At 67.0% G+C, this 21,716-nt stretch carries 23 protein-coding genes; 9 read left to right on the forward strand and 14 right to left on the reverse strand.

Annotation, left to right across the window (positions count from 1 at the left end):
- Nucleotides 1–18: 18 nt before the first annotated feature.
- Nucleotides 19–345, forward strand: coding sequence for a DUF1840 domain-containing protein (locus K6V06_RS07005; RefSeq protein WP_222241389.1), 327 nt, complete (start codon nt 19–21; stop codon nt 343–345).
- Between the two features lie 258 nt (nt 346–603).
- Here the strand turns inward: K6V06_RS07005 and K6V06_RS07010 are convergent, their stop codons facing one another.
- The 4 genes from K6V06_RS07010 to K6V06_RS07025 form a co-directional block, all read right to left on the reverse strand.
- A complete protein-coding gene (locus K6V06_RS07010) occupies nt 604–1,164 on the reverse strand; it encodes a bacterioferritin (RefSeq protein ID WP_222241555.1) in 561 nt (186 codons plus the stop codon).
- A gap of 106 nt (nt 1,165–1,270) precedes the next feature.
- Entirely contained in the window at nt 1,271–1,717 is a 447-nt protein-coding gene (locus K6V06_RS07015; RefSeq protein WP_222241391.1) for a hypothetical protein, read from the reverse strand.
- Between the two features lie 100 nt (nt 1,718–1,817).
- Complete coding sequence (locus K6V06_RS07020) at nt 1,818–1,985, reverse strand: DUF1328 domain-containing protein (RefSeq protein WP_006579618.1); 168 nt, start codon at nt 1,983–1,985, stop codon at nt 1,818–1,820.
- 71 nt (nt 1,986–2,056) lie between these two features.
- Nucleotides 2,057–2,233, reverse strand: a complete 177-nt coding sequence (locus tag K6V06_RS07025; protein WP_222241393.1) for a DUF1328 family protein — start codon at nt 2,231–2,233, stop codon at nt 2,057–2,059.
- Nucleotides 2,234–2,506: 273 nt separating this feature from the next.
- On the opposite strand from K6V06_RS07025, the gene K6V06_RS07030 reads away from it, so the two are divergent.
- Nucleotides 2,507–4,003: a CHASE3 domain-containing protein gene (locus K6V06_RS07030; protein WP_222241395.1), complete on the forward strand. Its 1,497-nt coding sequence runs from the start codon at nt 2,507–2,509 to the stop codon at nt 4,001–4,003.
- Between the two features lie 110 nt (nt 4,004–4,113).
- On the opposite strand, the gene K6V06_RS07035 is transcribed toward K6V06_RS07030, so the two are convergent.
- The 4 genes from K6V06_RS07035 to K6V06_RS07050 form a co-directional block, all read right to left on the reverse strand.
- Nucleotides 4,114–4,257: an entericidin A/B family lipoprotein gene (locus K6V06_RS07035; RefSeq protein ID WP_222241396.1), complete on the reverse strand. Its 144-nt coding sequence runs from the start codon at nt 4,255–4,257 to the stop codon at nt 4,114–4,116.
- Nucleotides 4,258–4,354: 97 nt separating this feature from the next.
- Complete coding sequence (locus K6V06_RS07040) at nt 4,355–4,768, reverse strand: response regulator (RefSeq protein ID WP_222241398.1); 414 nt, start codon at nt 4,766–4,768, stop codon at nt 4,355–4,357.
- 109 nt (nt 4,769–4,877) lie between these two features.
- Nucleotides 4,878–5,510 carry a response regulator transcription factor gene (locus K6V06_RS07045; RefSeq protein ID WP_222241408.1) on the reverse strand — a complete coding sequence of 211 codons (633 nt, stop codon included), beginning with the start codon at nt 5,508–5,510 and terminating at the stop codon, nt 4,878–4,880.
- Nucleotides 5,511–5,530: 20 nt separating this feature from the next.
- A complete protein-coding gene (locus K6V06_RS07050; RefSeq protein WP_222241410.1) occupies nt 5,531–6,355 on the reverse strand; it encodes a hypothetical protein in 825 nt (274 codons plus the stop codon).
- On the opposite strand from K6V06_RS07050, the gene K6V06_RS07055 reads away from it, so the two are divergent.
- On the forward strand, nt 6,317–8,314 hold the full coding sequence (locus K6V06_RS07055) for a pentapeptide repeat-containing protein (protein WP_222241412.1): 1,998 nt from the start codon (nt 6,317–6,319) through the stop codon (nt 8,312–8,314). The two genes, K6V06_RS07050 and K6V06_RS07055, sit on opposite strands and share 39 nt — an antisense overlap.
- Nucleotides 8,315–8,351: 37 nt before the next feature.
- Here the strand turns inward: K6V06_RS07055 and metH are convergent, their stop codons facing one another.
- Both metH and K6V06_RS07065 read right to left on the reverse strand, forming a co-directional pair.
- Complete coding sequence (gene metH, locus K6V06_RS07060) at nt 8,352–11,099, reverse strand: methionine synthase (RefSeq protein WP_222241414.1); 2,748 nt, start codon at nt 11,097–11,099, stop codon at nt 8,352–8,354.
- Between the two features lie 90 nt (nt 11,100–11,189).
- Nucleotides 11,190–12,248: a homocysteine S-methyltransferase family protein gene (locus K6V06_RS07065; protein WP_222241557.1), complete on the reverse strand. Its 1,059-nt coding sequence runs from the start codon at nt 12,246–12,248 to the stop codon at nt 11,190–11,192.
- 255 nt (nt 12,249–12,503) lie between these two features.
- Here K6V06_RS07065 and K6V06_RS07070 point away from each other — a divergent pair, with 255 nt between their 5' ends.
- A complete protein-coding gene (locus K6V06_RS07070) occupies nt 12,504–12,896 on the forward strand; it encodes a rhodanese-like domain-containing protein (RefSeq protein WP_222241416.1) in 393 nt (130 codons plus the stop codon).
- A 233-nt stretch (nt 12,897–13,129) separates the two neighbouring features.
- On the opposite strand, the gene K6V06_RS07075 is transcribed toward K6V06_RS07070, so the two are convergent.
- The 4 genes from K6V06_RS07075 to K6V06_RS07090 all read right to left on the reverse strand — a co-directional run bounded on the left by K6V06_RS07075 (nt 13,130) and on the right by K6V06_RS07090 (nt 16,541).
- The gene (locus tag K6V06_RS07075) at nt 13,130–13,387 is read right to left on the reverse strand and encodes a DUF3567 domain-containing protein (protein ID WP_222241418.1); all 258 of its coding nucleotides are present in this window, start codon (nt 13,385–13,387) and stop codon (nt 13,130–13,132) included.
- Nucleotides 13,388–13,607: 220 nt separating this feature from the next.
- Nucleotides 13,608–14,423, reverse strand: a complete 816-nt coding sequence (pcaD, locus tag K6V06_RS07080; protein ID WP_222241559.1) for a 3-oxoadipate enol-lactonase — start codon at nt 14,421–14,423, stop codon at nt 13,608–13,610.
- Nucleotides 14,424–14,611: 188 nt separating this feature from the next.
- Nucleotides 14,612–15,748, reverse strand: a complete 1,137-nt coding sequence (locus K6V06_RS07085) for a DUF3108 domain-containing protein (RefSeq protein WP_255581653.1) — start codon at nt 15,746–15,748, stop codon at nt 14,612–14,614.
- Nucleotides 15,708–16,541 carry an IclR family transcriptional regulator gene (locus tag K6V06_RS07090; protein WP_222241422.1) on the reverse strand — a complete coding sequence of 278 codons (834 nt, stop codon included), beginning with the start codon at nt 16,539–16,541 and terminating at the stop codon, nt 15,708–15,710. The genes K6V06_RS07085 and K6V06_RS07090 overlap by 41 nt, the downstream gene beginning before the upstream one ends.
- Nucleotides 16,542–16,712: 171 nt before the next feature.
- On the opposite strand from K6V06_RS07090, the gene K6V06_RS07095 reads away from it, so the two are divergent.
- The 5 genes from K6V06_RS07095 to rfaE2 all read left to right on the forward strand — a co-directional run bounded on the left by K6V06_RS07095 (nt 16,713) and on the right by rfaE2 (nt 21,701).
- On the forward strand, nt 16,713–17,696 hold the full coding sequence (locus K6V06_RS07095) for a fumarylacetoacetate hydrolase family protein (RefSeq protein ID WP_222241424.1): 984 nt from the start codon (nt 16,713–16,715) through the stop codon (nt 17,694–17,696).
- A 195-nt stretch (nt 17,697–17,891) separates the two neighbouring features.
- Nucleotides 17,892–18,788: an enoyl-CoA hydratase/isomerase family protein gene (locus K6V06_RS07100; protein ID WP_255581654.1), complete on the forward strand. Its 897-nt coding sequence runs from the start codon at nt 17,892–17,894 to the stop codon at nt 18,786–18,788.
- A gap of 48 nt (nt 18,789–18,836) precedes the next feature.
- Nucleotides 18,837–19,964 (forward strand): PhaM family polyhydroxyalkanoate granule multifunctional regulatory protein, encoded by a 1,128-nt coding sequence (locus K6V06_RS20665; RefSeq protein WP_255581655.1) that lies wholly within the window; start codon nt 18,837–18,839, stop codon nt 19,962–19,964.
- Between the two features lie 320 nt (nt 19,965–20,284).
- Nucleotides 20,285–21,148 (forward strand): ferritin-like domain-containing protein, encoded by an 864-nt coding sequence (locus tag K6V06_RS07110; RefSeq protein WP_222241433.1) that lies wholly within the window; start codon nt 20,285–20,287, stop codon nt 21,146–21,148.
- A gap of 52 nt (nt 21,149–21,200) precedes the next feature.
- Entirely contained in the window at nt 21,201–21,701 is a 501-nt protein-coding gene (gene rfaE2 / locus K6V06_RS07115; protein ID WP_222241435.1) for a D-glycero-beta-D-manno-heptose 1-phosphate adenylyltransferase, read from the forward strand.
- The last annotated feature ends 15 nt before the right edge of the window (nt 21,702–21,716 follow it).

The following is a 21,716-nucleotide window of genomic DNA, read 5'->3' on the forward strand; positions in this document are numbered from 1 at the left end:
GCCAATAACGAGGACACCATGCTGATCACCTTCAAAAGTCGTGCGAGCCAGGATCTGACCATGATGAACGACCTCGCGGTGACACTGCTGGGCATCGTGGGCAAGACGCTCGGAGAACGCGGCGTCATCACCCACGCCGAGCTTCCCCGCGCCATCCATCGCCTCGAGGCGGCGGTCGCCGATGCGAGCCAGGCTCAGAAAGTCGCCGACCGCACCGATTCGGCCGACCAGGCGCAACAGGAGGACGAGGAGGAACCGCTGCACCTCGGGCAGCGCGCCTATCCGTTCCTTGACATGCTGCGCGCCTCCCTGCGCGAAGGGGCCGACGTGCTGTGGGGCGTCTGATCCGGCGACCCGGGGCGTGACGGCACGCCCCTGACATCGAAAGGGCAAAAAAACGCCCGGCCATGGGGGCCGGGCCGCCGGATCAGGGGGGATCCGAAGGGGGGTACCGCGATATCGCGGCGTCGGGGGAGGCGCCGCAATTCCGTCGTGCCGCCGGAGATGACCGGCAAGCCTGTTCTGTGCCGCCACCGGCGTGGCTCTGCCGGCGGCGGAGCATGCGCCCTGGCCGATTGCGCAGGGCACATGGTGCTGCAGTCGTTACTCCTGGCTCAGCATGTCCGCCAGTTCGTCGGCATGCTCCTCTTCCACGGCGAGGATCTCCTCCAGCATCCGTCGCGTCGTCGGGTCCCGCTCGCCGAGATACTGCACCATCTCGCGGTAACTCTCGATGGCGATGCGCTCGGCAATCAGGTTTTCCTTGATCATCTCGGTCAGGCCGTCGGCCTCGACATACTGGGAGTGGCTGCGTGCAGCCAGTCCTTCCGGCGAGAAATCCGGCTCGCCGCCCAGTTGCACGATGCGTGCGGCGATGCGGTCGGCGTGCTGCTGTTCCTCGTCCGCATGGACCTTGAATTCGGCGGCGATCGGCTCGGCGTGAATGCCCTTGGCCATGAAGTGGTGGCGCCGGTACCGCAGCACGCACACCAGTTCGGTCGCCAGCGCCTCGTTGAGCAGCTTGAGCACCGTGGCACGGTCCGCGTCGTAGTTCTGCGTCACCGCGCCGTCCTCGATGTGCTTGCGCGCACGGGCGCGAATGGTTTCGATGTCGCTCAGAAAGCCCTGGCTGGGGCCGCCCTGCTGCGCAGCGCCAGCGCCCATGCCGTCCTTGGTCGGGGTATCCATCTATCCGGTTCTCCTGTGGGGATTCGTTTTATAGGGCGGCGGTCCTCCCCGGTACCTGGACCGGCCGCCCTGGTGCCAGCCGTTATTCCTGGCCGTTGCGGCGCACTGCCGTCGCGGTGCCGCCGATCAGCAGCATCGCCGCAAGGGCGCCAACGGCGGCGGCGATCATCACCGCCTTCATCGGCGACTCGACCACGCGATGCTCGACATCCTCGACCGCGTGGTTGACCCGGGTGCGGGCGCGAACCGCGCCTTCCATCGTCATGTCGCGCGCCCGGTCCTTCAGCATGCGGGCACGCTCCTGCAGTCGCCGGCTCGCGTGCGCAGCTTCCGAGCTGCCGTCGCGCGACAACGTGGAGACCGTGGTTTGCAGTTGCGACAGCAGGCTGCGCACCTCGTCGAGCACCGGCATCGCGGCTTCGCGTGCCGAGCCGGCGGTGTGGCGGCCGGCCCGGCGCAGTTCGTCGACCGTGTCGTTCGCGCTATCGGCCAGCTCGTGGGCTTCCTTGTCCATCTTGCGACTCAGCATCTCGCTCTCCTTTCGACGTCTGGGACGGGCCCGGGGGCGTCACGGCAGCGACCGATGCGCAGCCCCGGGACCTCAGGTGGATCTCATCACTGGCGACAGGTCATCGACCCTTCCTGACCAGGCTCATCACGAAGGTGACCAGCGCAACCACCAGGAAGATGAAGAACAGGATCTTGGCGATCTCCACGGCGCCAGCGGCGATCCCGCCGAAGCCGAAGACCGCTGCGACCAGCGCGATGATGAAAAAGACCAGTGCGTAATAGAGCATGGCGAAACTCCCCTTGTGAATTCGCGACTGCCGCGACGCCGCGCGACCGATTCAGGTTGAAAGACCGGCCGCTACTTGACCACCTTCTTGAAGACGGTAACGCCGAGCACCAGGAACAGCACGAACAAGATCAGGAACAGGAAGAACAGGACCTTGGCGATGCCCGCCGCACCGGCCGCGATGCCGGAAAAGCCGAGCACCCCGGCAACGATGGAAATGATGGCGAAGATCAAGGCCCACTTCAGCATGCGGTTCTCCCTGTTTGCCGGTCTGCGCAACAGTGCGCGTGACCATGGAAGCATGGTAGGAATCGCCACTTTAAGGAGACACCATCGGTGCACCGATTCCCCTGTCAGCCGTTTCCTACGAGTAGGAAGACGGCACGCGTGCGCTGGCAAGAGTGGCTGTGGCGTGCGGGGGGCGGGCACCATCGGGCCGGTTGACCCGAGGCTGGCGTTGTGATTCCATCGGCGCAGTCACGCGCTTGCAACCACGGACAAGCGCGGCATCGGAAACCCATCATGTTGAAGCTGTCATCGTTGCGCTCCACCCTGCTGCTGGCCGGCGGCATCCTGTTGACGGTGGTCGTGCTGATTGCGTCCGAAGCCGGCAATATCCGGCTGCGCGAGGGCTATTCCCAGGTCATCCGTTCGCAGAACGTGCAAAGCGACATCAGCGCGCTGCTGGCCGAACTGGTCAATGCGGAAGCCGGCCAGCGCGGTTACCTGCTGACCGGACGCGAAAGCTACCTGGAGCCCTACCATCGCGCCATTCCGCGCATTCACGCGCTGATGAGCGATATCCGCATGCGGTATGCGGACGATCCCGAAGCGCTCAAGCAGTTCAGCGAAGCGTCGCTGATGATCAGCCGCAAGCTGACCGAAATGGAACTGACGCTGATCTATGGCAAGCGCGACGTGGAGGTGGCGCTCGATCTGATCCGCACCGATTTCGGCAAGCAGACCATGGAGAAGGCGCGGCTGGGACTGGAGGCGCTGCGGGCGCGCTCCGCGGCCTCGGTAGCGCGCAACCTCGAGCACGCGGACCGGGATATCAACCTGTCGCGCTACGGCATCGGCCTGCTGACCGCGATCAATATCGTGCTGCTGGTGATCGTGGGCTTCCAGCATTCGCGGCGGCTGGCGGTATCCGAAGCCGCGCGCAGCGAACTGAAGGAAGAGAGCGCGCGCCTGGACCGGATGGTGCGCGCCCGCACGCGCCAGCTCTCGGCGCTGGCGTCGCACCTGCAGCGCGTCACCGAAGACGAGAAGACCCGGCTCGCGCGCGAGCTGCACGACGAGCTCGGTGCGATCCTGACCGCCACCAAACTGGACATGCACTGGGTGCGCCGGCGCCTGAAGGACAGTCATCCGGATGTGCAGGAAAAGCTCACGCGGGTGATGCTGCACGTGGACCAGGGCATCCAGATCAAGCGCCGCCTGATCGAGGATCTGCGGCCGACGGTACTGCTCAACCTCGGGCTGAAGGAAGCGGTGGCGCAGCTGATCGAGGAAGTCGCGGCGCGCAACCACTGGGAGACCGAAGTGCAGCTGGACGAGGCCGTGCCGCCGCTGCGCGACGCGGCCGCCATCGCGCTGTACCGGATCGTGCAGGAGTCGCTGACCAACGCCAGCAAGTACGCGGACGCCACGCGCATCGTCGTGCTGCTGCTGCGCCGCGACGATACGCTGCTGCTCGAGGTGCGGGACAACGGCCGCGGCCTGCCGCCCGATATCGAATCGCGGCGCACCTCGGGCCATCACGGCATGCTGGGCATGGAGCAGCGCGTGATCGCACTGGGCGGCACGCTGACCATCGATTCCGCGCCGCAGGGCGGTGTCAGCGTCCGCGTCGCGGTACCGCTGGACGACACGGTGGTGGCACCGCCGCCCCCGCCCGAGGAGGACCTGCCTCCGGTGGAGGACGCGGCGGCGCCCGCGGCAGCACCGGCTGTGCCCGGTAGCGCGGGCGGCCCCGAGAATCCGCATCCCGGCGGCGCCACCAGCGGCGCGGCCTGAATGACGACAAGGCCGGCCCAACGGGCCGGCCCAGGCCGACCGGCAAAAGAAAAGGGAGCCCGCGGGCTCCCTTTTGCTTGTCTGTCCTTGCCTGCCTTGCGCTACCTTGCTTACATCTTCTGACGGGTCTGCTCGGCGCCGCTCTGCACCTTCTCGCCGCCCCTTTCGATATCCTTGCCGGCGCCCTTGATGGTGTTGCAGCCGGTTACCAGGGTGATGCCAGCCAGGGCGAACAGCGCGATCAGCTTCTTCATGACGATCTCCTTCTTTCTAGCGTGGATGCGGCAATGCCGCAGCGGGAAAATCGGCGGCCCGGGTCGGCGTGTGGCGCCCGGGCGGCACTCGCGATGCCTACGTCTGGGAAGGCACCTGCGCGTATTCTTCGATCACGCGGAACACCTGCTCCAGTTCCAGCGACTTGTCAAAAAAGTAATCCGCTCCTGCCTCGGCGCACTGGCGGCGATATGTCGGCATATGGGCATGGTTCGTATAGACGATGCGGATGCCCGGCGCCTTGGCCTTCTGGATCGCGCGCAGCACGTTGATGCCGTTCCCCTGGCGCAGCTGCAGGTCGACGATGACGACCTCGTAGCTGCCGCTTTCGAACTGGCGGATGGCTGTGCTCTCGGTATCCGCCCAATCCACAGACTCGACGAAGGAGAATGCGTCCAGGTACTCCAGCAACATGCTCCGAAGGACCGCCGAGTCCTCGATCAGCAGGACCCGCAGCGTACGGTAGGAGGATGCCGCGGCTTGATCCAACATGGCTCGATGTTAGCAATGGGTCCCGCACCCGAATATCCGGGTCCGTCCTACAGCAGGCGCGCGAGTTCCCTCGCGCTCGCGCCGGGCAGGCGTGGCGATGCCCATGCGGTTACTCCACCAGTCCGTTCTTGATCGCGTAATAGGTCAGATCGGCGTTGGTCTTCATGCCCATCTTCTCCAGGATGCGCGAGCGGTAGGTGCTCACCGTCTTCACGCTGAGAAACAGCTCGTCGGCGATGACCGAAACCGATTGCCCGCGCGAGAGTTTGCAGAAGATCTGGAACTCGCGCTTGGACAGCGTCTGGTGCAGCGGCTGGTCGGTGGGCTTTTCCAGTCCGCCGATCAGCAGCTCGGCGACCGTCGCACTGACGTAGCGGCGTCCCTGCGCGACAGTGCGGATCGCCTTGACCAGATCGTCCGGCGCGCTCTCCTTGGTCAGGTAGCCGGAGGCACCGGCGCGGATCAGGTTGATCGCATACTGGTCCTCAGGATAGGTGGAGAGGATCAGCACAGGCAAATCGGGGTGCCGCTGGCGAATCAGCTTGAGCACGTCGATGCCGTTGCGGTCAGGCATTGAGATGTCGAGCACGACGACGTCGAACTCGCTCTCGCGCAGCCGCGTCATCACTTCGTCGCCGCTGGCGGCTTCGCCTTCCACACGGATATCCGGCTCGTCCGAGATGAACTGGCGCAGACCGGCACGCACGATCTGATGATCGTCGGCGATCAGGACGCGAATCATGGAATTCCCCCTGCCTCGTTTTAGGCCCGTTTTTCACTGTTCAGGCCGGGTTTTTTGCCTGATGCATTGTAGTCATTACAAAGACGGCGGAATGTCGGTGTCAGGCTGACACCTCCGGTACAAACGGTGGGCGACCTGCGCACAACACAAAATGCGGCGGCGGTTTCGACAGCAAACCGGAACATTGCACGGAAGAATCGGGCGCTTCGAGCGAGTGCCGCTTCTTTACCGTTGCCGAGTTCCGACCAGCCATGATGCCCGTTTTTCCCCTCCCTCTCGTCGAATCCCTCCGGACCCTGCTCGACCGAACCCCGACCCTGAGCGAAGTCGAAGACATCGGCCGGTTGCGGTGGGCCGACCTGCGCCGGATCGGCAAGCACGGCCGCCTGAGAGTATGCGGCCAGGAATTCCGCGTCGACGTCATGGCGACGGGAGAGTACGAGGTTCGGCGCTTGTTCCGTATGCCGGACGGCGCACCAGGGCAGCGCGGCGTGGTCGACGAGCCCGGGCCGACTGCCATCCGCGTCGCGCAGGCGCTGGCTGGACGCGCCGCCGAGCTGTGCCTGCACGTCCCTGCCAACAACGTTGCGGACTTCGACCGCGCCTGCACCGGCTTTGCGATCAGTCCCGACCTTCATGCACCCGCGTTCCGACGATTCCTGGAAGCCTGCCTGACGCCAGAGGGAGGGCAGCTGCGATTGAGGGGCGTCGAGTACCGGGTGCGCGTCGGCGAGCCGCATCGAGCGGGGCAAGCGCCCCGCATACAGGTGAGGCCGGTCGCTCGCAAGGCGCGTTTCCTTTGCCTGTTGAACGCATTGCTGCACGTGTTCCGGCTGCACCGGCATGTCGTGTCCGCCCGCGAAGTCAGGGAACGGCTGAAGGACGCGCTGACGACCGCCTACGATCGCCGCGCCCACCCTTCGGCCGGCCTGACGCGTATCAGCGACGCGGTGAGGGCGGCCGCGCAGTCGGGACTGCGCGTAGATCTCGCGGGAGCCGATCTTTCCGGAACCGTGCTCGGCAACGTCGGGCTCGGCAACGCGATCCTGGACGGCGCCTCGCTGCGGGGCGCGCGCTGGACCGGCGTGAGTCTGCGCGAGGCGTCGCTGGAGGGCTCCGATCTGACCGGCGTCCAGTTCAAGGATGCGAGATTCGACGCCACGTCGCTAAAGCAATGCCAAGGCCATGGCGCCGTCTTCCAGAACTGCGAATTCCGCTTCGTGTCGTTCGATGAGGCGTCGCTGCAGGCGCCCGAGTTCGACCGCTGTCAATTGTGGAGCACGACGCTGCGAAGCGCGCAGCTGCGCAACCCGTGCTTCCGCAACCTCGTCACGGACGGCGCCTGGTTCGCCTCTGCCGACTTCGTCGACGGCGGGCGGCTCACCTTCGGGCCTTCGCCAGCGCCGCGGGCAATGCAGTGGCTCAGGCCAGAGCCTGTCGGTGAGGAGGTGGCGCGATACTGGTGCACGTTGCTCGGCCGGCTGCACTCGGCGGCGGCGCCGCTGCTCGAGGCGGCGGCGGTCCCCCTCATTGAAGCCGTGCTGTCTGCAGCCGCTTCAATGCCGGACGATTCCCGTCATTCCGCCACGCTGCTGAAGGCAGAGGTTTATTTATTCCTGCACGCGTATCCGGACTACCGCGAGCACGGACCCCGCAACTTTCAGCACGCGATCGATCAGCAGCTGCAGAGAACGCTGGACGGGGCAGGCGCGCGCCTGCTCGACTGGCCCGATACTGCGCACCAGTTGGCCTCGGTGGCACAGATGGCAGTGGAGAGGCTGATGAACAGCCATGCACCGCTGCACGCGGCCGCGGCACTAAGCCCGGCGATCATGCAGCTGGTTCTCCTGGGCCGCCGGCCTGACGCTCCCAAGCGGGCCGCCACGGTGACCGAGGCGCTCGAGGCGATCTACCGCGATTGCCTTCCGGCGGATATGAATCGGGCCATCGACGCAATCGAGGCGCGCGATAACGAACGGATGTTCCCGCTGCTCTCCCCTGACCTCAGCCGCGTCCTGCTGATCTCGCCCCAGTACTACGAGCAGCGGGTGCGACTGATGCCGGCGGCGGAGGGCGAGCACCGGATCCCATGGACCAATCTCTATCGGCTGACGTGCACGCCGGACGCAAACGGCAGCGCCGCTGGGTACCAGGAAGGCGCGGCTTCGGTGCCGGACGATCTGAGCTTCTGCCCCTTGCTGGCGGCCGTCTACCGGAATCAGATGTCAGCGGGCCTGCATTTCGAGATGCTGGAGCTGTTCCCGCTGGGCAGCCGCTTCAATGCCATCTTCCTGGCCATTTCGAGCAATGTGGCGACCGAGAGGTTGGTTTCGGAGGAGCACCAAACGGCGCTGCACCGGATCTTCGATCCGATGTCGATGTCCTCCGATGCAGCAGCAGGGCTGCCGATGCTCGTTCCGAGCCACGAGGATGCGCTGCTGCGGCTGGCGTCGCCACAGGACGGCTCGATCTCTGCCGCCTGGCTATTGCTGTGCCTGTCCGTCATGTGGACGCGGCTGTCGTCGGAGGAATTCCTGGGCCAGACCAATGACTCTCCCGTGGCGATCCGACGGTATGCGCTCGCGTTGCTCAATAGCGCGATTGCAAGGGACTCCACCCTGCTGACGACAGATACTTGGGGAAACTGGCAGCGGCGGCTTTGCGGCACCATCGACGACCACCACACCTGCACGCGAATACTGGCCGCCAACATGCTGGCGCTGTTGCGTCGCGCTGCCCGCGAGACGCCCGAAGTGAAACGGGCATTGGACCGCGTCTGGCCGCCGGCGTGGCGAGAGCAATAGATGGGCTAGCAAGGTGGGCCGGCGCAGCCGGCCCGCTTCACAGATTGGGCGCCAGCGCCCGCTCCACGCTGGCGCGGTCTTCGCCGCGCCGTGCCGCCATATCCTCCACCTGATCCTGGCCGATCTTGCCGACCGAGAAGTAGGTCGCGTCAGGGTGCGACAGATAGAAGCCGCTGACCGAGGCGGCCGGGGTCATTGCCAGCGCCTCCGTCAGTTGCATGCCGATCTCCGGTGCGTCGAGGACATCGAACATGGCGCGCTTGACGGTGTGCTCGGGGCAAGCCGGGTACCCGGGAGCAGGACGGATCCCGCGGTAGGCTTCCGCGATCAGCTGTTCGTTGTCCAGCGCCTCGTCGGCAGCGTATCCCCACAGGTCGGTCCGCACGCGCTGATGCAGGCATTCGGCGAAGGCCTCGGCCAGACGGTCGGCCAGCGCCTTCAGCATGATGGCGCTGTAGTCGTCGTGGTCCGCTTCGAACTGCGCCTCCTTCTTTTCCACGCCCAGGCCGGCGGTCACCGCGAACATCCCGATGTAGTCGGCCACTCCGCTGTCCTTTGGCGCGATGAAATCGGCCAGGCAACGGTTTGGACGCGGCACGCCATCGATCACCGGGCGCTCGGATTGCTGGCGCACGTTGTGCCAGGTCAGCGCGACCTTGCTGCGGGTCTCGTCCGTATAGATCTCGATGTCATCGTCATTGACCGTATTGGCCGGCAGCAGCGCGATGACGCCGTTGGCGCTGAGCCAGCGACCCTGGATCAGGCGCGACAGCATGGCCTTGCCATCGGAGAAAACGCGGCGCGCGGACTCGCCGACGATCTCGTCATTGAGAATGGCGGGGAATTTGCCGGCGAGGTCCCAGGTCTGGAAGAACGGGCCCCAGTCGATGTAGTTGGCCAGTTCGGCAAGATCGTAGTTGCGGAACACGCGGCGGCCGATGAACTTGGGTTTCGGCGGCACGTAGCCCGCCCAGTCAATCGGCGTCTTGTTCGCGCGTGCCTGCGCCAGCGTCACCAGCGGCGTGGCCTTCTTGCTCGCGTGCTGGGTGCGGATGCGATCGTAGTCGGCGCGCAGTTCATCGAGATAGCGTGCGGCCCCTTCGTCGGACAGCAGGCTGGTGGCGACGCTGACCGAGCGCGAGGCGTCGGGCACGTACACCACTGGCCCTTCGTAGTTCGGAGCGATCTTCACCGCGGTGTGCACGCGCGAGGTGGTGGCGCCGCCGATCAGCAGCGGAATCTTCCTGACGCGGAAATAGTCGTCGCGCTGCATCTCGCTGGCGACATAGGCCATCTCCTCCAGCGACGGCGTGATCAGCCCGGACAGGCCGATGATGTCCGCACCCTCGACCTTGGCCTTGGCCAGGATCTCGTTGCACGGGACCATCACGCCCATGTTCACCACCTCGAAGTTGTTGCACTGGAGGACCACCGAGACGATGTTCTTGCCGATGTCGTGCACGTCGCCCTTGACGGTGGCGATGACGATCTTGCCGCGCGAGCGCACGTCGCCGCCGGCTTCGGCGACCAGCCGCTTCTCTTCCTCGATGAAGGGCAGCAGATGGGCAACGGCCTGTTTCATCACGCGCGCGCTCTTGACCACCTGGGGCAGGAACATCTTGCCGGCGCCGAACAGGTCGCCGACGATATTCATGCCGTCCATCAGCGGGCCTTCGATGACCTCGATGGGCCGGCCGCCTCGGGCGGCGATCTGCTGGCGCGCTTCCTCCGTGTCCTCGACGATGAAGGTCGTGATGCCGTGCACCAGCGCATGGGCCAGGCGCTCGGCCACCGGCACCGGGCTCTCCGGCGTGCCGCGCCACTGCAGGTTCTCCTCCTTCTTCGCACCGCCGCCCTTGAAGCGGTCGGCGATCTCCAGCAGCCGGTCGGTGGCGTCGGCCCGCCGGTTCAGCACCACGTCCTCGACGCGTTCGCGCAGTTCGGCATCGAGCTGATCGTAGACGCCGAGCTGACCAGCGTTGACGATGCCCATGTCCATCCCCGCCGCGATCGCGTGGTAGAGGAACACGGTGTGGATCGCCTCGCGCACGACATCGTTGCCGCGGAAGGAGAACGAGACGTTGGACACGCCGCCGCTGACCTTCGCATACGGCAGGTTCTGCTTGATCCAGCGGGTGGCTTCGATGAAGTCCACCGCATAGTTGTTGTGTTCCTCGATGCCGGTTGCGACCGCGAAGATGTTGGGATCGAAGATGATGTCTTCGGGCGGGAAGCCGACCTCGTTGACGAGGATGTCGTAGCTGCGCTTGCAGATCTCGGTCTTGCGCTCGAAGGTGTCGGCCTGGCCCTTCTCGTCGAAGGCCATCACGACCGCCGCCGCGCCGTAGCGGCGGATCAGTCCGGCATGGTGGCGGAACTGCTCCTCGCCTTCCTTCAGCGAAATCGAATTGACCACGGGCTTGCCCTGCACGCATTGCAGACCGGCCTCGATCACTTCCCATTTGGAAGAGTCGATCATGATCGGCACGCGTGCGATATCGGGCTCGGAGGCAATCAGATTCAGGAAGCGCACCATCGCCGCCTTCGAATCCAGCATCGCCTCGTCCATATTGATGTCGATGATCTGGGCACCGTTCTCGACCTGCTGGCGCGCCACCGCGAGCGCCTCGTCGAACTGGCCGTTCAGGATCATGCGGGCGAACGCCTTCGAGCCCGTCACGTTGGTGCGCTCGCCGACGTTTACAAAGAGCGTGCCTTCGTCGAGGGTGAAGGGCTCGAGGCCGGACAGGCGCATCGGGCGGGCAGGGCGATTGGATTCGGACATGACGTGTGGAAAGGCAAAAGGCGCGGGGTGAGCGGGCGGGATACCGGTGCCGGCTCCGTTGTTATCTGGCGACGTGGTGGCGGGGCAGCATCAAGCTGCCGCCGCCTCCCCGGCCGCGGTGCCGTATTGCTGCGGCCAGCGCCGCGGCGTCCGGGTGGCGACCTTCCTGGCGATCTCCGCAATATGCTCGGGCGTGGTACCGCAGCAGCCGCCCACCAGGTTGACCAGGCCCGCCTCGGCGAACTCGTCGACCAGGGCAGAAGTCACGTTGGGCGTCTCGTCGAAGCCGGTGTCGCTCATCGGATTCGGCAGGCCGGCGTTCGGATAACAGGACACGGCCACGTCGCAGATCTTGGCCAGCTCGGCGACATAGGGGCGCATCAGCGCGGCGCCCAGCGCGCAGTTCAGGCCGAAGGTCACGGGCCGGGCGTGACGCAGGCTGTTCCAGAACGCTTCGACGGTCTGGCCGGAAAGGATGCGGCCGGAAGCGTCGGTCACCGTGCCGGAGATCATCACCGGCACGCGCTCGCCGGTGTCCTCGAACAGCTGGTCGATGGCGAACAGGGCCGCCTTGGCATTGAGGGTGTCGAAGATCGTCTCGACCAGGAACACATCCGCGCCGCCTTCGAGCAAGGCCTTGCCCTGCTCGTAATAGGACTGGCGCAGTTCCTCGAAGGTGACGTTGCGCGCGCCGGGATCGTTGACGTCGGGCGAGATGCTGGCGGTCTTGGGGGTCGGACCGAACGCGCCGGCGACGAAGCGCGGCTTGTCGGCGCTGTTGTAGCGGTCGCACGCTTCGCGGGCCAGGCGGGCCGCCACGACATTCATTTCGTAGGCCAGGTCCGCCATCCGGTAATCCTCCTGCGCGACGCGCGTCGCACCGAAGGTATTCGTCTCGATGATGTCAGCCCCAGCCGCGAGATACTGTTCATGTATCTCACGAATGACATCCGGCCGTGTCAGCAACAGCAGTTCGTTGTTGCCCTTGACGTCGATGGGATGGTCCACGAAGCGCTCGCCGCGGTAATCCGCTTCGCCCAGCTTGTAGCGCTGGATCATGGTTCCCATCGCGCCGTCCAGGATCAGGATGCGCTCGCGCAGCAGGCGCGGCAGCTGCGCCGCACGGGTGTAGGGGCGCGTGGCTGGAATGGCGTTGGAGAACTGCTGCTCTGGCGATGGGGAAGACACTGCGCTCATGGCGTGGGGAACCTCTTCGGTGCTGGCGACGGGCCGATGGGGACGCGATCGGGAACGCGATCACGCACCTGGCTGGCGCCGGCGGACGGCGAATGCCGCGGGAAACCTTGAATTTTAGCAGTTGCGGCCTCGCGCCGCGGGCCGGGCGGTTGCACGCCCCAGCCCGCCAGGCCTACACTCGATGCCACCTGGCAACCGCATGTCTTCATGGAACATCTGCCCCCGCGCGACGCGCAGGCGCTTCTGGCCGAAGCGCCCGACGCTCTCTTCATCGATTGCCGCAGCGAAATGGAGTATCTGTTCGTCGGCCACCCGACTGGCGCTCACAACGTGCCGTGGAACGACGGCCCGGACTGGGAAGTCAATCCGCACTTCGTGCAGGCGGTGCGCAAGCTGGCCGGGCAGGCCTCGGCGCGTCCAGTCCTGCTGATCTGTCGCAGCGGCAACCGCTCGGCCGCCGCCGCGCGCGCCCTCGAGGGCGCCGGCTTTACCCGGGTCTACAACGTGCTGCACGGCTTCGAGGGCGATCTCGATCCGCAGCGGCACCGCAATACCGTCAATGGCTGGCGCTTCGAGGGCCTGCCCTGGGAGCAATACTAGGCGGTAAGGACACTGGACAGAAGCGCGGGCTGACGAGCAAGCGGCCGCGCGGACGCCGATGAGGGCGCCGATGAGGGCGCCGTGCCAAGAAAAAACCCACGCTGCCGCTGGGGCTCGCGTGGGCTCGCTGGCAGGTGGCGCAGTCGGCTGCGCCGTCACCGGAACGATTACCCGGCTTCCCGCCCGCGCCGGACTGCTGCCCGGTCCCGGCGCAAAGGGCGGAGGGCGCCGGCTCAGTGCATCACGACCGCATGCGTCATGATGGTGTCGAACTTGCCAAGGAACTCGTCGACTTCCTCGACGGACGGCTCGCTTTCGATCAGACGTTTGACATCGGCGCGGAAGGACTCGGCCAGTTCGCCGCCGAGGAAGATCTCGCGCTTCAGGTTCTTGTCAACGATCTCGTAGCCGCCGGACGCGAGCGGGGCATGCTCGACATCGGCACCGAACTCGACAATGCAGTAGTTGTCACTGTTGTAAATCATTTGCATGGCGCACCTCCGGGCTGTCATGGACTGCGGGACACGCATTCCTGGGGCCCCTTTGGCAGTGGGCAGCGAGGTCCCGTCCCGCGGTTTTCTCTGAAGTGAGGTCTTGCTTGCCTTTTTCAAGCACCCCTTGAGCGCATGGTGCCGCTGATACGCTCTGTAACAGATTGGAGCCACCGCAGCCGCGGCAAGTTCGGGAGCGCCGAGCGAAAGAGTGTTTGTCCTACGGCGTTTCACACTGGGACCCACAAGCGGCCCGGCACAGAAAGGCATCGAGGATCGCATGGAAGCGTTCGGGCTGTTCGATGGGGCCGATATGTGCCGCATCCTGCAGAATTTCGAACTGTGCGCCAGGAATCGCTTCCGCGATGGCGCGGGCCTGGTCCACCGGGCAGCCCGGGTCCTGGTCGCCGACCAGCACCAGCGTCGGGCAGTGGATGCGGGAAAGCGCATCGGCCTGGTCGAAGCCGAGGATCGCCAGGCTGGCGCCGACATAGCCACGGACCGGGGTGGCCAGAACCATCGCGCGGATCTTTTCCACCACCTCGGGGTGCGCGGCCCGGAACGGTTCGGTAAGCCAGCGGTTCAAGGTGGGGTCCACCACACCCGCCATGCCGTGCGCCTCCACCGAGCCGATGCGCTCGTGCCACATCGGATGCGCTTCCAGCGGGGTGTGCGAGCTGGTGTCGGCCAGCGTCAACGAATGAAAGCGCTCGGGGTAGCGCACACCCAGGACCTGACCGACCATGCCCCCAATCGACAGGCCGACGTAGTGCGCCTGCGGGACATCGAGGCCATCCATCAGCGCGACGATGTCATCGGCCATCTGGATCATGGTGTAAGGCCCGACCGGCGCGTCGCTCTTGCCGTGGCCGCGCAGGTCCACGCGCAGCACGCGATAGCGGCCGGCAAGATGGGCGGCGGTCGCTTCCCAGATGGTATGGTCGGCGCCCAGGGGATGGACGAGCAGTACCCACGGTCCTTCAGTCCCGTCGATACGCGCCTGCAACGTCGCGTCGCCGACGACGACGCGATGCATGTCGCCGCCGCCGAGCGGCGTGGCGCCGCTGGAATTCAACACATTGGTGCCGCCACCGGCCGTGCTGGCGGACACGTCGTCGGTGCGTTGCGGCTGCTTGTCAGTCATGGTCGGGCTCCGGTGATGAGAACTTGCATGGCGATTGCAAAAAGCACGAGGGTGCGGGCGGGCCACCGCGCGGACCGGGGCTATTGCGCGGTGCCGCGCAGCACGAGCTCGATGCGGGTGCCGTCGGGCTCGGTCTGCTGCAGCCGGACCGGCATCCAGCCCACCTCGGGCGCCAGCCAGACTTCGACCCTGCGCCGGTCGTCCGCGTGGCGGGGCAGGCGCACGAAGTGGCGGGCCCGTACCGCGCCGGCCGCTGTCTGGACTTCCTCCTCGCCGACATAACGGACCTGCATCGGCTCGAGCTCGTCCGTGTCCGCGACCTGGAAGGTTTCGGTGACCCCCGGCTCGGCATACCCTGCCGGATTCGCACGAACCATGCCGACCAGCTGCAGAAAGACGCTGAAGCGGTCCTGGGCGGCCGGTGGCAGCGGCACCTCGCCACCGCGTGTTTCAAATACCAGCTTGCCCGCCTGCCGGTCGAAACGGACGGCGGCGCTGCGCTTGCGCCGTTCCTCGACATAGCGCTGCGGCAACAGGCCGGTGGGACCGATTTCCCCTTCGCTGCGAAACGCGAAGCGGAACCACAGCACGCGCGTCTCGACGAACAGCCGATACTGGCCGCCCTCCTGCTGCCAGTGAATGCGGCCGTCCGGATTCTGTACACCGTTGACGAAGCTGGCGTAGTGCAGGGTGACCGATGGCGGGGCGGCATAGGCGGGGTCGCCGTTGCCGGACGCTGAGGGCGCCGGACTGGCCGCGCCGGGCCCATTGGCCGTTGCCGGCCCAGGCGATGCCGCGGTAGGTGGGGCAGCGTCAGGGGGCGGCGTGGATGTCACGGCGTCGGCCGGCGCGGGATCGCCCTGCGTCGGTCGCGGTGAGGGGCTTGCGTCTGGGGAGGGCCGGGTCGGCCGTGCGCTGGGCGGTGCCGCCGCCGGCCCCGGCTGCCGGTCCACCGACGGCGCGGCAGGGGGCGGCGGAGGCGGAGGTGGAGGCGGCAGCAGGATTGCCTCGACCGGCTCATGGAGCGGATGCTCGGGCACGGCCGGTCCCGGCACGCGTACCAGGCCGAACAGCGCCAATGCGTGCGCGATCAGCACGACCGCGAGCGCCGCGGCCCAGCGCAGGCGCTGCGCGCGCGCGCCGGGGGGCGGAGGCGGTCCTGCTGGACCGGTGTCGTCAGGCGGGGCCGGCGGCTGCCGCCGGGGCTGCGTCGCCAAGGTATCCAAGCTCCATGGAGATCTGCCGGGCGATTTCCCGCACGCGGCGCTCGATCGCACCACCCCATTCTGCATCGAATACGGTCTGCGCGCCGAGCACGATCAGCGCCATGGCGATATGCCCGCTGGCGTCGAATACCGGCATCGAGATGGCGTTGATGCCGGGCAGCACCCCGCCCTTGATGCGCGCCGCGCCGTGCTGGCGTACTTCGGCGCAGACGCGGTCGTAGTCCGCCATCGAGCGCGGCAGGTCGGGCACGTCGTCGGCGCCGCGCTCGGCCAGCTCGCGCTCGATCAACGGCCCGCTCTGCCGGCGCGGCAGATAGGCACCGAACAGGCGCCCGGTGGCGGAGTTCAGCATCGGCATGACGTCGCCCAGGCGCAGGCTGACGCTGACCGGGTGGCTCGACTCTTCCCAATGCACGATGGTCGGCCCATGATTGCCCCAGACGGCGATGCCGACGGTCTGGTCGATCTCGTCGCGCAGCCGGGACAGGATCGGCCGCGCCTTCTTCACCGGGTCGAGCCGGTTCAGCCCGGCCAGCCCCAGCTGCAGCGCGAAGGGGCCCAGGTCGTAGCGGCCGCTGTCGGGGTCCTGCGCCACCATGCCCAGGCGCTGGAAGCTGACCAGGTAGCGATGCGCCTTGGCCGGGTTCATCTGCGCGGCCGCGGCCAGATCGCGCAGCATCTGCGCGCGTGGCGCGGCGGCCAGCGCCTTGAGCAGCTGGAAACCCACCTCGATGGATTGAATACCGGTGCGCAGCTTGGCGTCGTCGTCTTCGGGTTCGCCCATGTTGTCGTGAATAGTGATGGCGGCTGACCGCAATTTACTATAGCGAAACCGATTTACCAGTTTTTAATCCGTGGCTAGACTTTCGCTGCCCAGGGACGATCGCCCTCTTCTTTCGATCGCCCCCCTCTTTCGCCGGCCTGCGTGCCGGCCCGTACCGGAACGACACTGACGATGAAACTCGCCACCCTCAAGGACGGCTCGCGCGACGGGCAACTGGTCGTAGTCTCGCGCGACCTGAAGACGGCGCACTACGCCGCGGACATCGCCGGCAAGCTGCAGGCAGTGCTGGACGACTGGCAATTCCTCGCGCCGCAGCTGCAGGACCTGTACGACGCGCTGAACGCGGGCCGCGCCCGCCATCCGTTCCCGTTCGATCCGCGCCAGTGCATGGCGCCGCTGCCGCGCGCCTACCAGTGGGCCGACGGCTCGGCGTATGTCAACCATGTGGAGCTGGTGCGCAAGGCGCGCGGCGCCGAGATGCCGACAGAGTTCTGGACCGATCCGCTGATGTACCAGGGCGGCTCGGACGATCTGCTCGGGCCCTGCGACGACATCGTCTGCGCCAGCGAAGCGTTCGGCATCGATTTCGAGGCGGAGGTGGCGGTGATCACCGGCGACGTGCGCATGGGTGCGACGCCCGAGCAGGCGGCCGAGGGCATCCGCCTGGTGGTGCTGGCCAACGACGTGTCGCTGCGCAACCTGATCCCGGCCGAGCTGGCCAAGGGCTTCGGCTTCTTCCAGAGCAAGCCCGCCACCGCCTTCTCGCCGGTTGCCGTCACCCCCGACGAGCTGGGCGCGGCATGGCGCGAACGCAAGGTGCATCTGCCGCTGAACGTCTGGTGGAACAGCAAGAAGGTGGGGTCGCCCGATTGCGGCACCGACATGGTGTTCGACTTCGGCCAGCTGATCGCCCATATCTGCAAGACCCGCAATGTCCGCGCCGGCAGCATCGTCGGCTCGGGCACGATTTCCAATGTGGACCGCAGCAAGGGGTACTGCTGCATCGCCGAGAAACGCACGCTCGAAACCATCGAGCAGGGCAAGCCGGTCACGGAGTTCATGCGCTACGGGGACGCCGTGCGCATCGAGATGCTGGACGAACAGGGCAGGTCGATCTTCGGCGCGATCGATCAGGTCGTGACGGCGCCGGCCTGAGGCGCCACGGCGGCGATCGGCCGCTATAATTGACCGACCGATCGGTTGGCAAATTTTGCGGCGCATTTCGGCGAGTCCGCGCCGGCGAGCCCGCGCCCACGATCGGCTGCCGGCAGTGCCGGCGGCCGCTGCGCCGCCGCTGCCGACTCCCGCCAATGCGCTTCTCGACCTGAACCGGCTCGCGCCGGCGCCGCCATGACCGTCACCTCCGCTTCCGGCAGCACCGCTTCCGCCCCTTCCAACGCCGGCTCCCCGCCCCTGTCCGAGCGCTACGCGCGCTACCGCGCCCTCACGCTGCGGCGCCACGGCCCGATCCTGGAGATCGTGATGGGCGCGGCGCAGTCGGCCAACCGCAAGCTGGCCACCGCGGATGCCAGCATGCACCGCGAACTGGCGGAGATCTGGCGCGACGTATCCGCCGATCCCGATATCCGGGTCGCGCTGATCCGCGGCGAAGGCAAGGGATTTTCCGCGGGCGGCGACCTGGCGCTGGTGGAGGAGATGGCGCAGGACTTCGCCACCCGCACGCGGGTCTGGCACGAAGCGCGCGATCTCGTCTACAACATCATCAATTGCGACAAGCCGGTGGTGTCCGCCATGCACGGACCGGCGGTCGGCGCGGGGCTGGTGGCCGGGCTGCTGGCCGATATCTCGATCGCCGCGCGCACCGCGCGGATCGTCGATGGGCATACGCGGCTGGGCGTCGCGGCGGGAGACCACGCAGCGATCGTCTGGCCCCTGCTGTGCGGCATGGCCAAGGCCAAGTACTATCTGATGCTGTGCGAGCCGGTCAGCGGCGAGGAAGCCGAGCGCATCGGACTGGTGTCGCTGGCGGTCGACGAGGACCAGTTGGTCGACAAGGCGTTCGAGGTGGCGCAGCGCCTGGCCGAGGGCTCGCAAAGCGCGATCCGCTGGACCAAGTACGCGCTGAACAACTGGCTGCGGATGGCGGGGCCGTCCTTCGATACCTCGCTGGCGCTGGAATTCATGGGCTTTGCCGGTCCCGACGTGCGCGAGGGCGTGGCCAGCCTGCGGGAAAAACGGCCGCCGCGCTTCGATGACCCAGCCGGCGCGACGCCTGCCGCGGACTGACGCGAACGCCGCGCCTCACCCGATACCGGCCCAAACGGAGGCGATGCCATGTTCGGACAGATTCCCGATTTCAACGACGGCCTGGAGTTCATGCGGCGCCTGTGGGGCAACGCCGCCGGCATGCCGGGCGGCATGGGCATGATGCCGGGGCTGCAGGCGATGACGCCACCGATGACGCTGGAGGAAGTGGACAAGCGCATCCACGACCTGAAGGCCGTGCAAAGCTGGCTCGAGCTGAACACCAACCTGCTGCGCACGACGATCCACGGGCTGGAAGTGCAGCGGGCCACGCTGGTCGCACTGCAGACGTTCGGCCAGGCGCTCTCCCCCGATGCCATGCGCGAGGCGATGGAAAACGTCGCGCGGGCGGCCAACGCCCCGAGCGCCGCGTCGCGGCGGGAAGCCGGCACGGGCGAGAGCCCGCCGGCGCAGCCCGGCGCAGGCGCCGGAAACCCGACCAGTGGAATGGGTGGGATGGGTGCAATGGGCGGCTTCGGCGGGTTCTCGCCGTTCGCCGGCATGGGCGGCACGGCGCAGGCGGCGCCAGGAGCGGAAGGCGTCGAGCCGGAAGCGTTGCTGGACGACGAGGACGAGGGGGGTGGCCCAGGCAGCGACGAGCCGCCGCCCGACTCTGCCCAGCAAGGCAGTGGGGCGGCGCAGCCGGGCGCTGGCGCCCAGGCCGCCATGGCGCCGCAGGCGGCATTGTGGTGGGACATGCTGCAGCGCCAGTTCGGCCAGATCGCCAGCAGCGCCGCCGCGGCAAGCCTCGCCTCGTTAAATAATCTGAACGCCTTCGGGCAGGCACCGTCAAACCCCGCTGGCAATGGCGACGCATCGTCCCAGGCGGATGGCGGCGGTACGGCGACCAGTACCGGCTCCGAGGCAGCCAGCGCCGGCGGGCGAGGCGAGCCGGACGAACGGGACCGCGCCTCCGCTTCGGCAGACCAGCCGCCTCCCGCCGCATCGGGTACCACCGCCGGCGGACGTCCGGGCGCTCGGGCGAAGGCGGGCGCGGGCAGCAGCGCCGGCGGTGCGAGCACTGGCACGCAGGCGTCTGGCGCCAACGCGCCGCGCAAGGCTGCCAGCCGCAAGAGCCCGGCCGCGCCGCAGGGCGAGGCAGGCAGCGGCAACGCCGCCCGCCCGGCCAGCCGCCGCAAGGGGCCGGCTAGCCGCTAGTCGCGGATAGCCGCCAGGCCCGGGTAGCCGCCGGGCCCCGATACCCGCTCGGACGCGGGGCCCGTCCGCGTGAGCGGGCGGGCCTGGCGACCGCCTTTGCCCGCCGCCCGACCGGCTTGCCGCCAACGTCCTCGAAAGCGTCATGCAGGCTCGCGATACTGCCTGCTACCGGCGTTCGCGCGGTGGTAGCCGGTCATGGGCATGAAACTCGCATTGCGCTGCAGGCTGATGCGCAGGGAAGGCTTGCTTTCCTTGCTGCAAAAGGTCTATAGGAATCATTCCCATCTGGTAGAATCCGCCCGTAATTTCAAAGGCTTACCATGCTCTACCCCGAACTGTTCAAATCGCTCGAAGCGGTCCGCTGGCATATGGACAAGGACATCCCCTGGGATTCCTTCGACGCAAGCCTGCTGACCGACGATCAGGCGCAAACCATCCGCATGAACGCGATCACCGAATGGTCGGCGCTGCCGGCCACCGAGATGTTCCTGCGCGACAACCGCCACGATTCCGACTTTTCGGCGTTCATGAGCGTGTGGTTCTTCGAGGAGCAGAAGCACTCGCTGGTCCTGATGGAGTACCTGCGCCGCTTCCGTCCGGAGCTCGTGCCAACCGAGGAAGAGCTGCACGCGGTGCGCTTCGAGTTCGATCCGGCGCCGCCGCTCGAGACCCTGATGCTGCACTTCTGCGGGGAAATCCGGCTGAACCACTGGTATCGCCGTGCCGCGGAGTGGCACACCGAACCGGTGATCAAGCATATCTACCGCACCCTGTCGCAGGACGAGGCGCGTCATGGCGGCGCGTACCTGCGCTACATGAAGAAGTACCTGAACCAGTTCGGCGACAGCGCGCGCTCGGCCTTCGCCAAGATCGGCGTGCTGATGGCCTCGGCCCGCCGCACCGAGAAGCCGCTGCACCCGACCAACCTGCACGTGAACAAGGCGCTGTTCCCCAACGACACCGTGCAGTCGCGCCTGCCCGATCCGGACTGGCTGGAGCACTGGCTGGACAGCCAGATCCGCTTCGACGAAGGCTGGGAAAAGAAGGTCGTCGACCGTATCCTGCACAACCTGTCGCTGCTGATGGAGCGCACCTTCGAGACGGTTCAGGACCTGAACCGCTATCGCAAGGAGCTGAACGCGCGCCTGCAGGCCGCTGGCGAGAACGAACCCGCCAAGGCCTGACGGCCGCCACCATGCCGCGCCGCCTGCTGGCGGCCGGCATGGGTTCGCCTCCATGAATCTTTCCCCTCCCGCCTTCGAAGCCAAGCTGGCAGACGCGGACGACGCTGCCGCGCTGGAGCGCCGGCTTGCGGCACTGCCGCGGCCGATGGTGTTCACCAACGGCGTCTTCGACATCCTGCATCGCGGCCATGCGACCTATCTGGCGCAGGCTCGCGCGCTCGGCGCCTCGCTGGTGGTCGGCGTCAACAGCGACGCCTCGGTGCGCCTGCTCGGCAAGGGCGACGACCGTCCGCTGAATGCACAAGCCGACCGCATGGCACTGCTGGCGGCACTCGAAGCGGTCGATCTGGTGCTGATGTTCACCGAGCAGACGCCGGTCGAGCTGCTGCGCCGCGTGCGGCCCGACATCTACGTCAAGGGCGGCGACTACGATATCGACACGCTCGAGGAAACCCGGCTGGTGCGCGGCTGGGGCGGCCAGGCGTACGCGATCCCCTTCCTGCACGACCGCTCCACCACCAAGCTGCTGCACAAGGTGCGGCAGACCGGCTGAATTTTTCCTGCGCCG

This window comes from Cupriavidus sp. AU9028, assembly GCF_019795295.1.
Lineage (GTDB): Bacteria > Pseudomonadota > Gammaproteobacteria > Burkholderiales > Burkholderiaceae > Cupriavidus.

What these genes read in the sequence shown, in the direction of transcription:
- K6V06_RS07020 (WP_006579618.1), bottom strand. Translation starts at nt 1,985, where the DNA reads ATGCTCTATTACGCACTGGTCTTTTTCATCATCGCGCTGGTCGCAGCG.
- K6V06_RS07015 (WP_222241391.1), bottom strand. Translation starts at nt 1,717, where the DNA reads ATGCTGAGTCGCAAGATGGACAAGGAAGCCCACGAGCTGGCCGATAGC.
- rfaE2 (WP_222241435.1), top strand. Translation starts at nt 21,201, where the DNA reads ATGAATCTTTCCCCTCCCGCCTTCGAAGCCAAGCTGGCAGACGCGGAC.
- K6V06_RS07025 (WP_222241393.1), bottom strand. Translation starts at nt 2,233, where the DNA reads ATGCTGAAGTGGGCCTTGATCTTCGCCATCATTTCCATCGTTGCCGGG.
- K6V06_RS07050 (WP_222241410.1), bottom strand. Translation starts at nt 6,355, where the DNA reads ATGCCGGTGCAGCCGGAACACGTGCAGCAATGCGTTCAACAGGCAAAG.
- K6V06_RS07030 (WP_222241395.1), top strand. Translation starts at nt 2,507, where the DNA reads ATGTTGAAGCTGTCATCGTTGCGCTCCACCCTGCTGCTGGCCGGCGGC.
- pcaD (WP_222241559.1), bottom strand. Translation starts at nt 14,423, where the DNA reads ATGCATCGCGTCGTCGTCGGCGACGCGACGTTGCAGGCGCGTATCGAC.
- K6V06_RS07005 (WP_222241389.1), top strand. Translation starts at nt 19, where the DNA reads ATGCTGATCACCTTCAAAAGTCGTGCGAGCCAGGATCTGACCATGATG.
- K6V06_RS07075 (WP_222241418.1), bottom strand. Translation starts at nt 13,387, where the DNA reads ATGCAAATGATTTACAACAGTGACAACTACTGCATTGTCGAGTTCGGT.
- K6V06_RS07035 (WP_222241396.1), bottom strand. Translation starts at nt 4,257, where the DNA reads ATGAAGAAGCTGATCGCGCTGTTCGCCCTGGCTGGCATCACCCTGGTA.
- K6V06_RS20665 (WP_255581655.1), top strand. Translation starts at nt 18,837, where the DNA reads ATGTTCGGACAGATTCCCGATTTCAACGACGGCCTGGAGTTCATGCGG.
- K6V06_RS07095 (WP_222241424.1), top strand. Translation starts at nt 16,713, where the DNA reads ATGAAACTCGCCACCCTCAAGGACGGCTCGCGCGACGGGCAACTGGTC.
- K6V06_RS07110 (WP_222241433.1), top strand. Translation starts at nt 20,285, where the DNA reads ATGCTCTACCCCGAACTGTTCAAATCGCTCGAAGCGGTCCGCTGGCAT.
- metH (WP_222241414.1), bottom strand. Translation starts at nt 11,099, where the DNA reads ATGTCCGAATCCAATCGCCCTGCCCGCCCGATGCGCCTGTCCGGCCTC.
- K6V06_RS07010 (WP_222241555.1), bottom strand. Translation starts at nt 1,164, where the DNA reads ATGGGCGCTGGCGCTGCGCAGCAGGGCGGCCCCAGCCAGGGCTTTCTG.
- K6V06_RS07040 (WP_222241398.1), bottom strand. Translation starts at nt 4,768, where the DNA reads ATGTTGGATCAAGCCGCGGCATCCTCCTACCGTACGCTGCGGGTCCTG.
- K6V06_RS07070 (WP_222241416.1), top strand. Translation starts at nt 12,504, where the DNA reads ATGGAACATCTGCCCCCGCGCGACGCGCAGGCGCTTCTGGCCGAAGCG.
- K6V06_RS07100 (WP_255581654.1), top strand. Translation starts at nt 17,892, where the DNA reads ATGACCGTCACCTCCGCTTCCGGCAGCACCGCTTCCGCCCCTTCCAAC.
- K6V06_RS07090 (WP_222241422.1), bottom strand. Translation starts at nt 16,541, where the DNA reads ATGGGCGAACCCGAAGACGACGACGCCAAGCTGCGCACCGGTATTCAA.
- K6V06_RS07045 (WP_222241408.1), bottom strand. Translation starts at nt 5,510, where the DNA reads ATGATTCGCGTCCTGATCGCCGACGATCATCAGATCGTGCGTGCCGGT.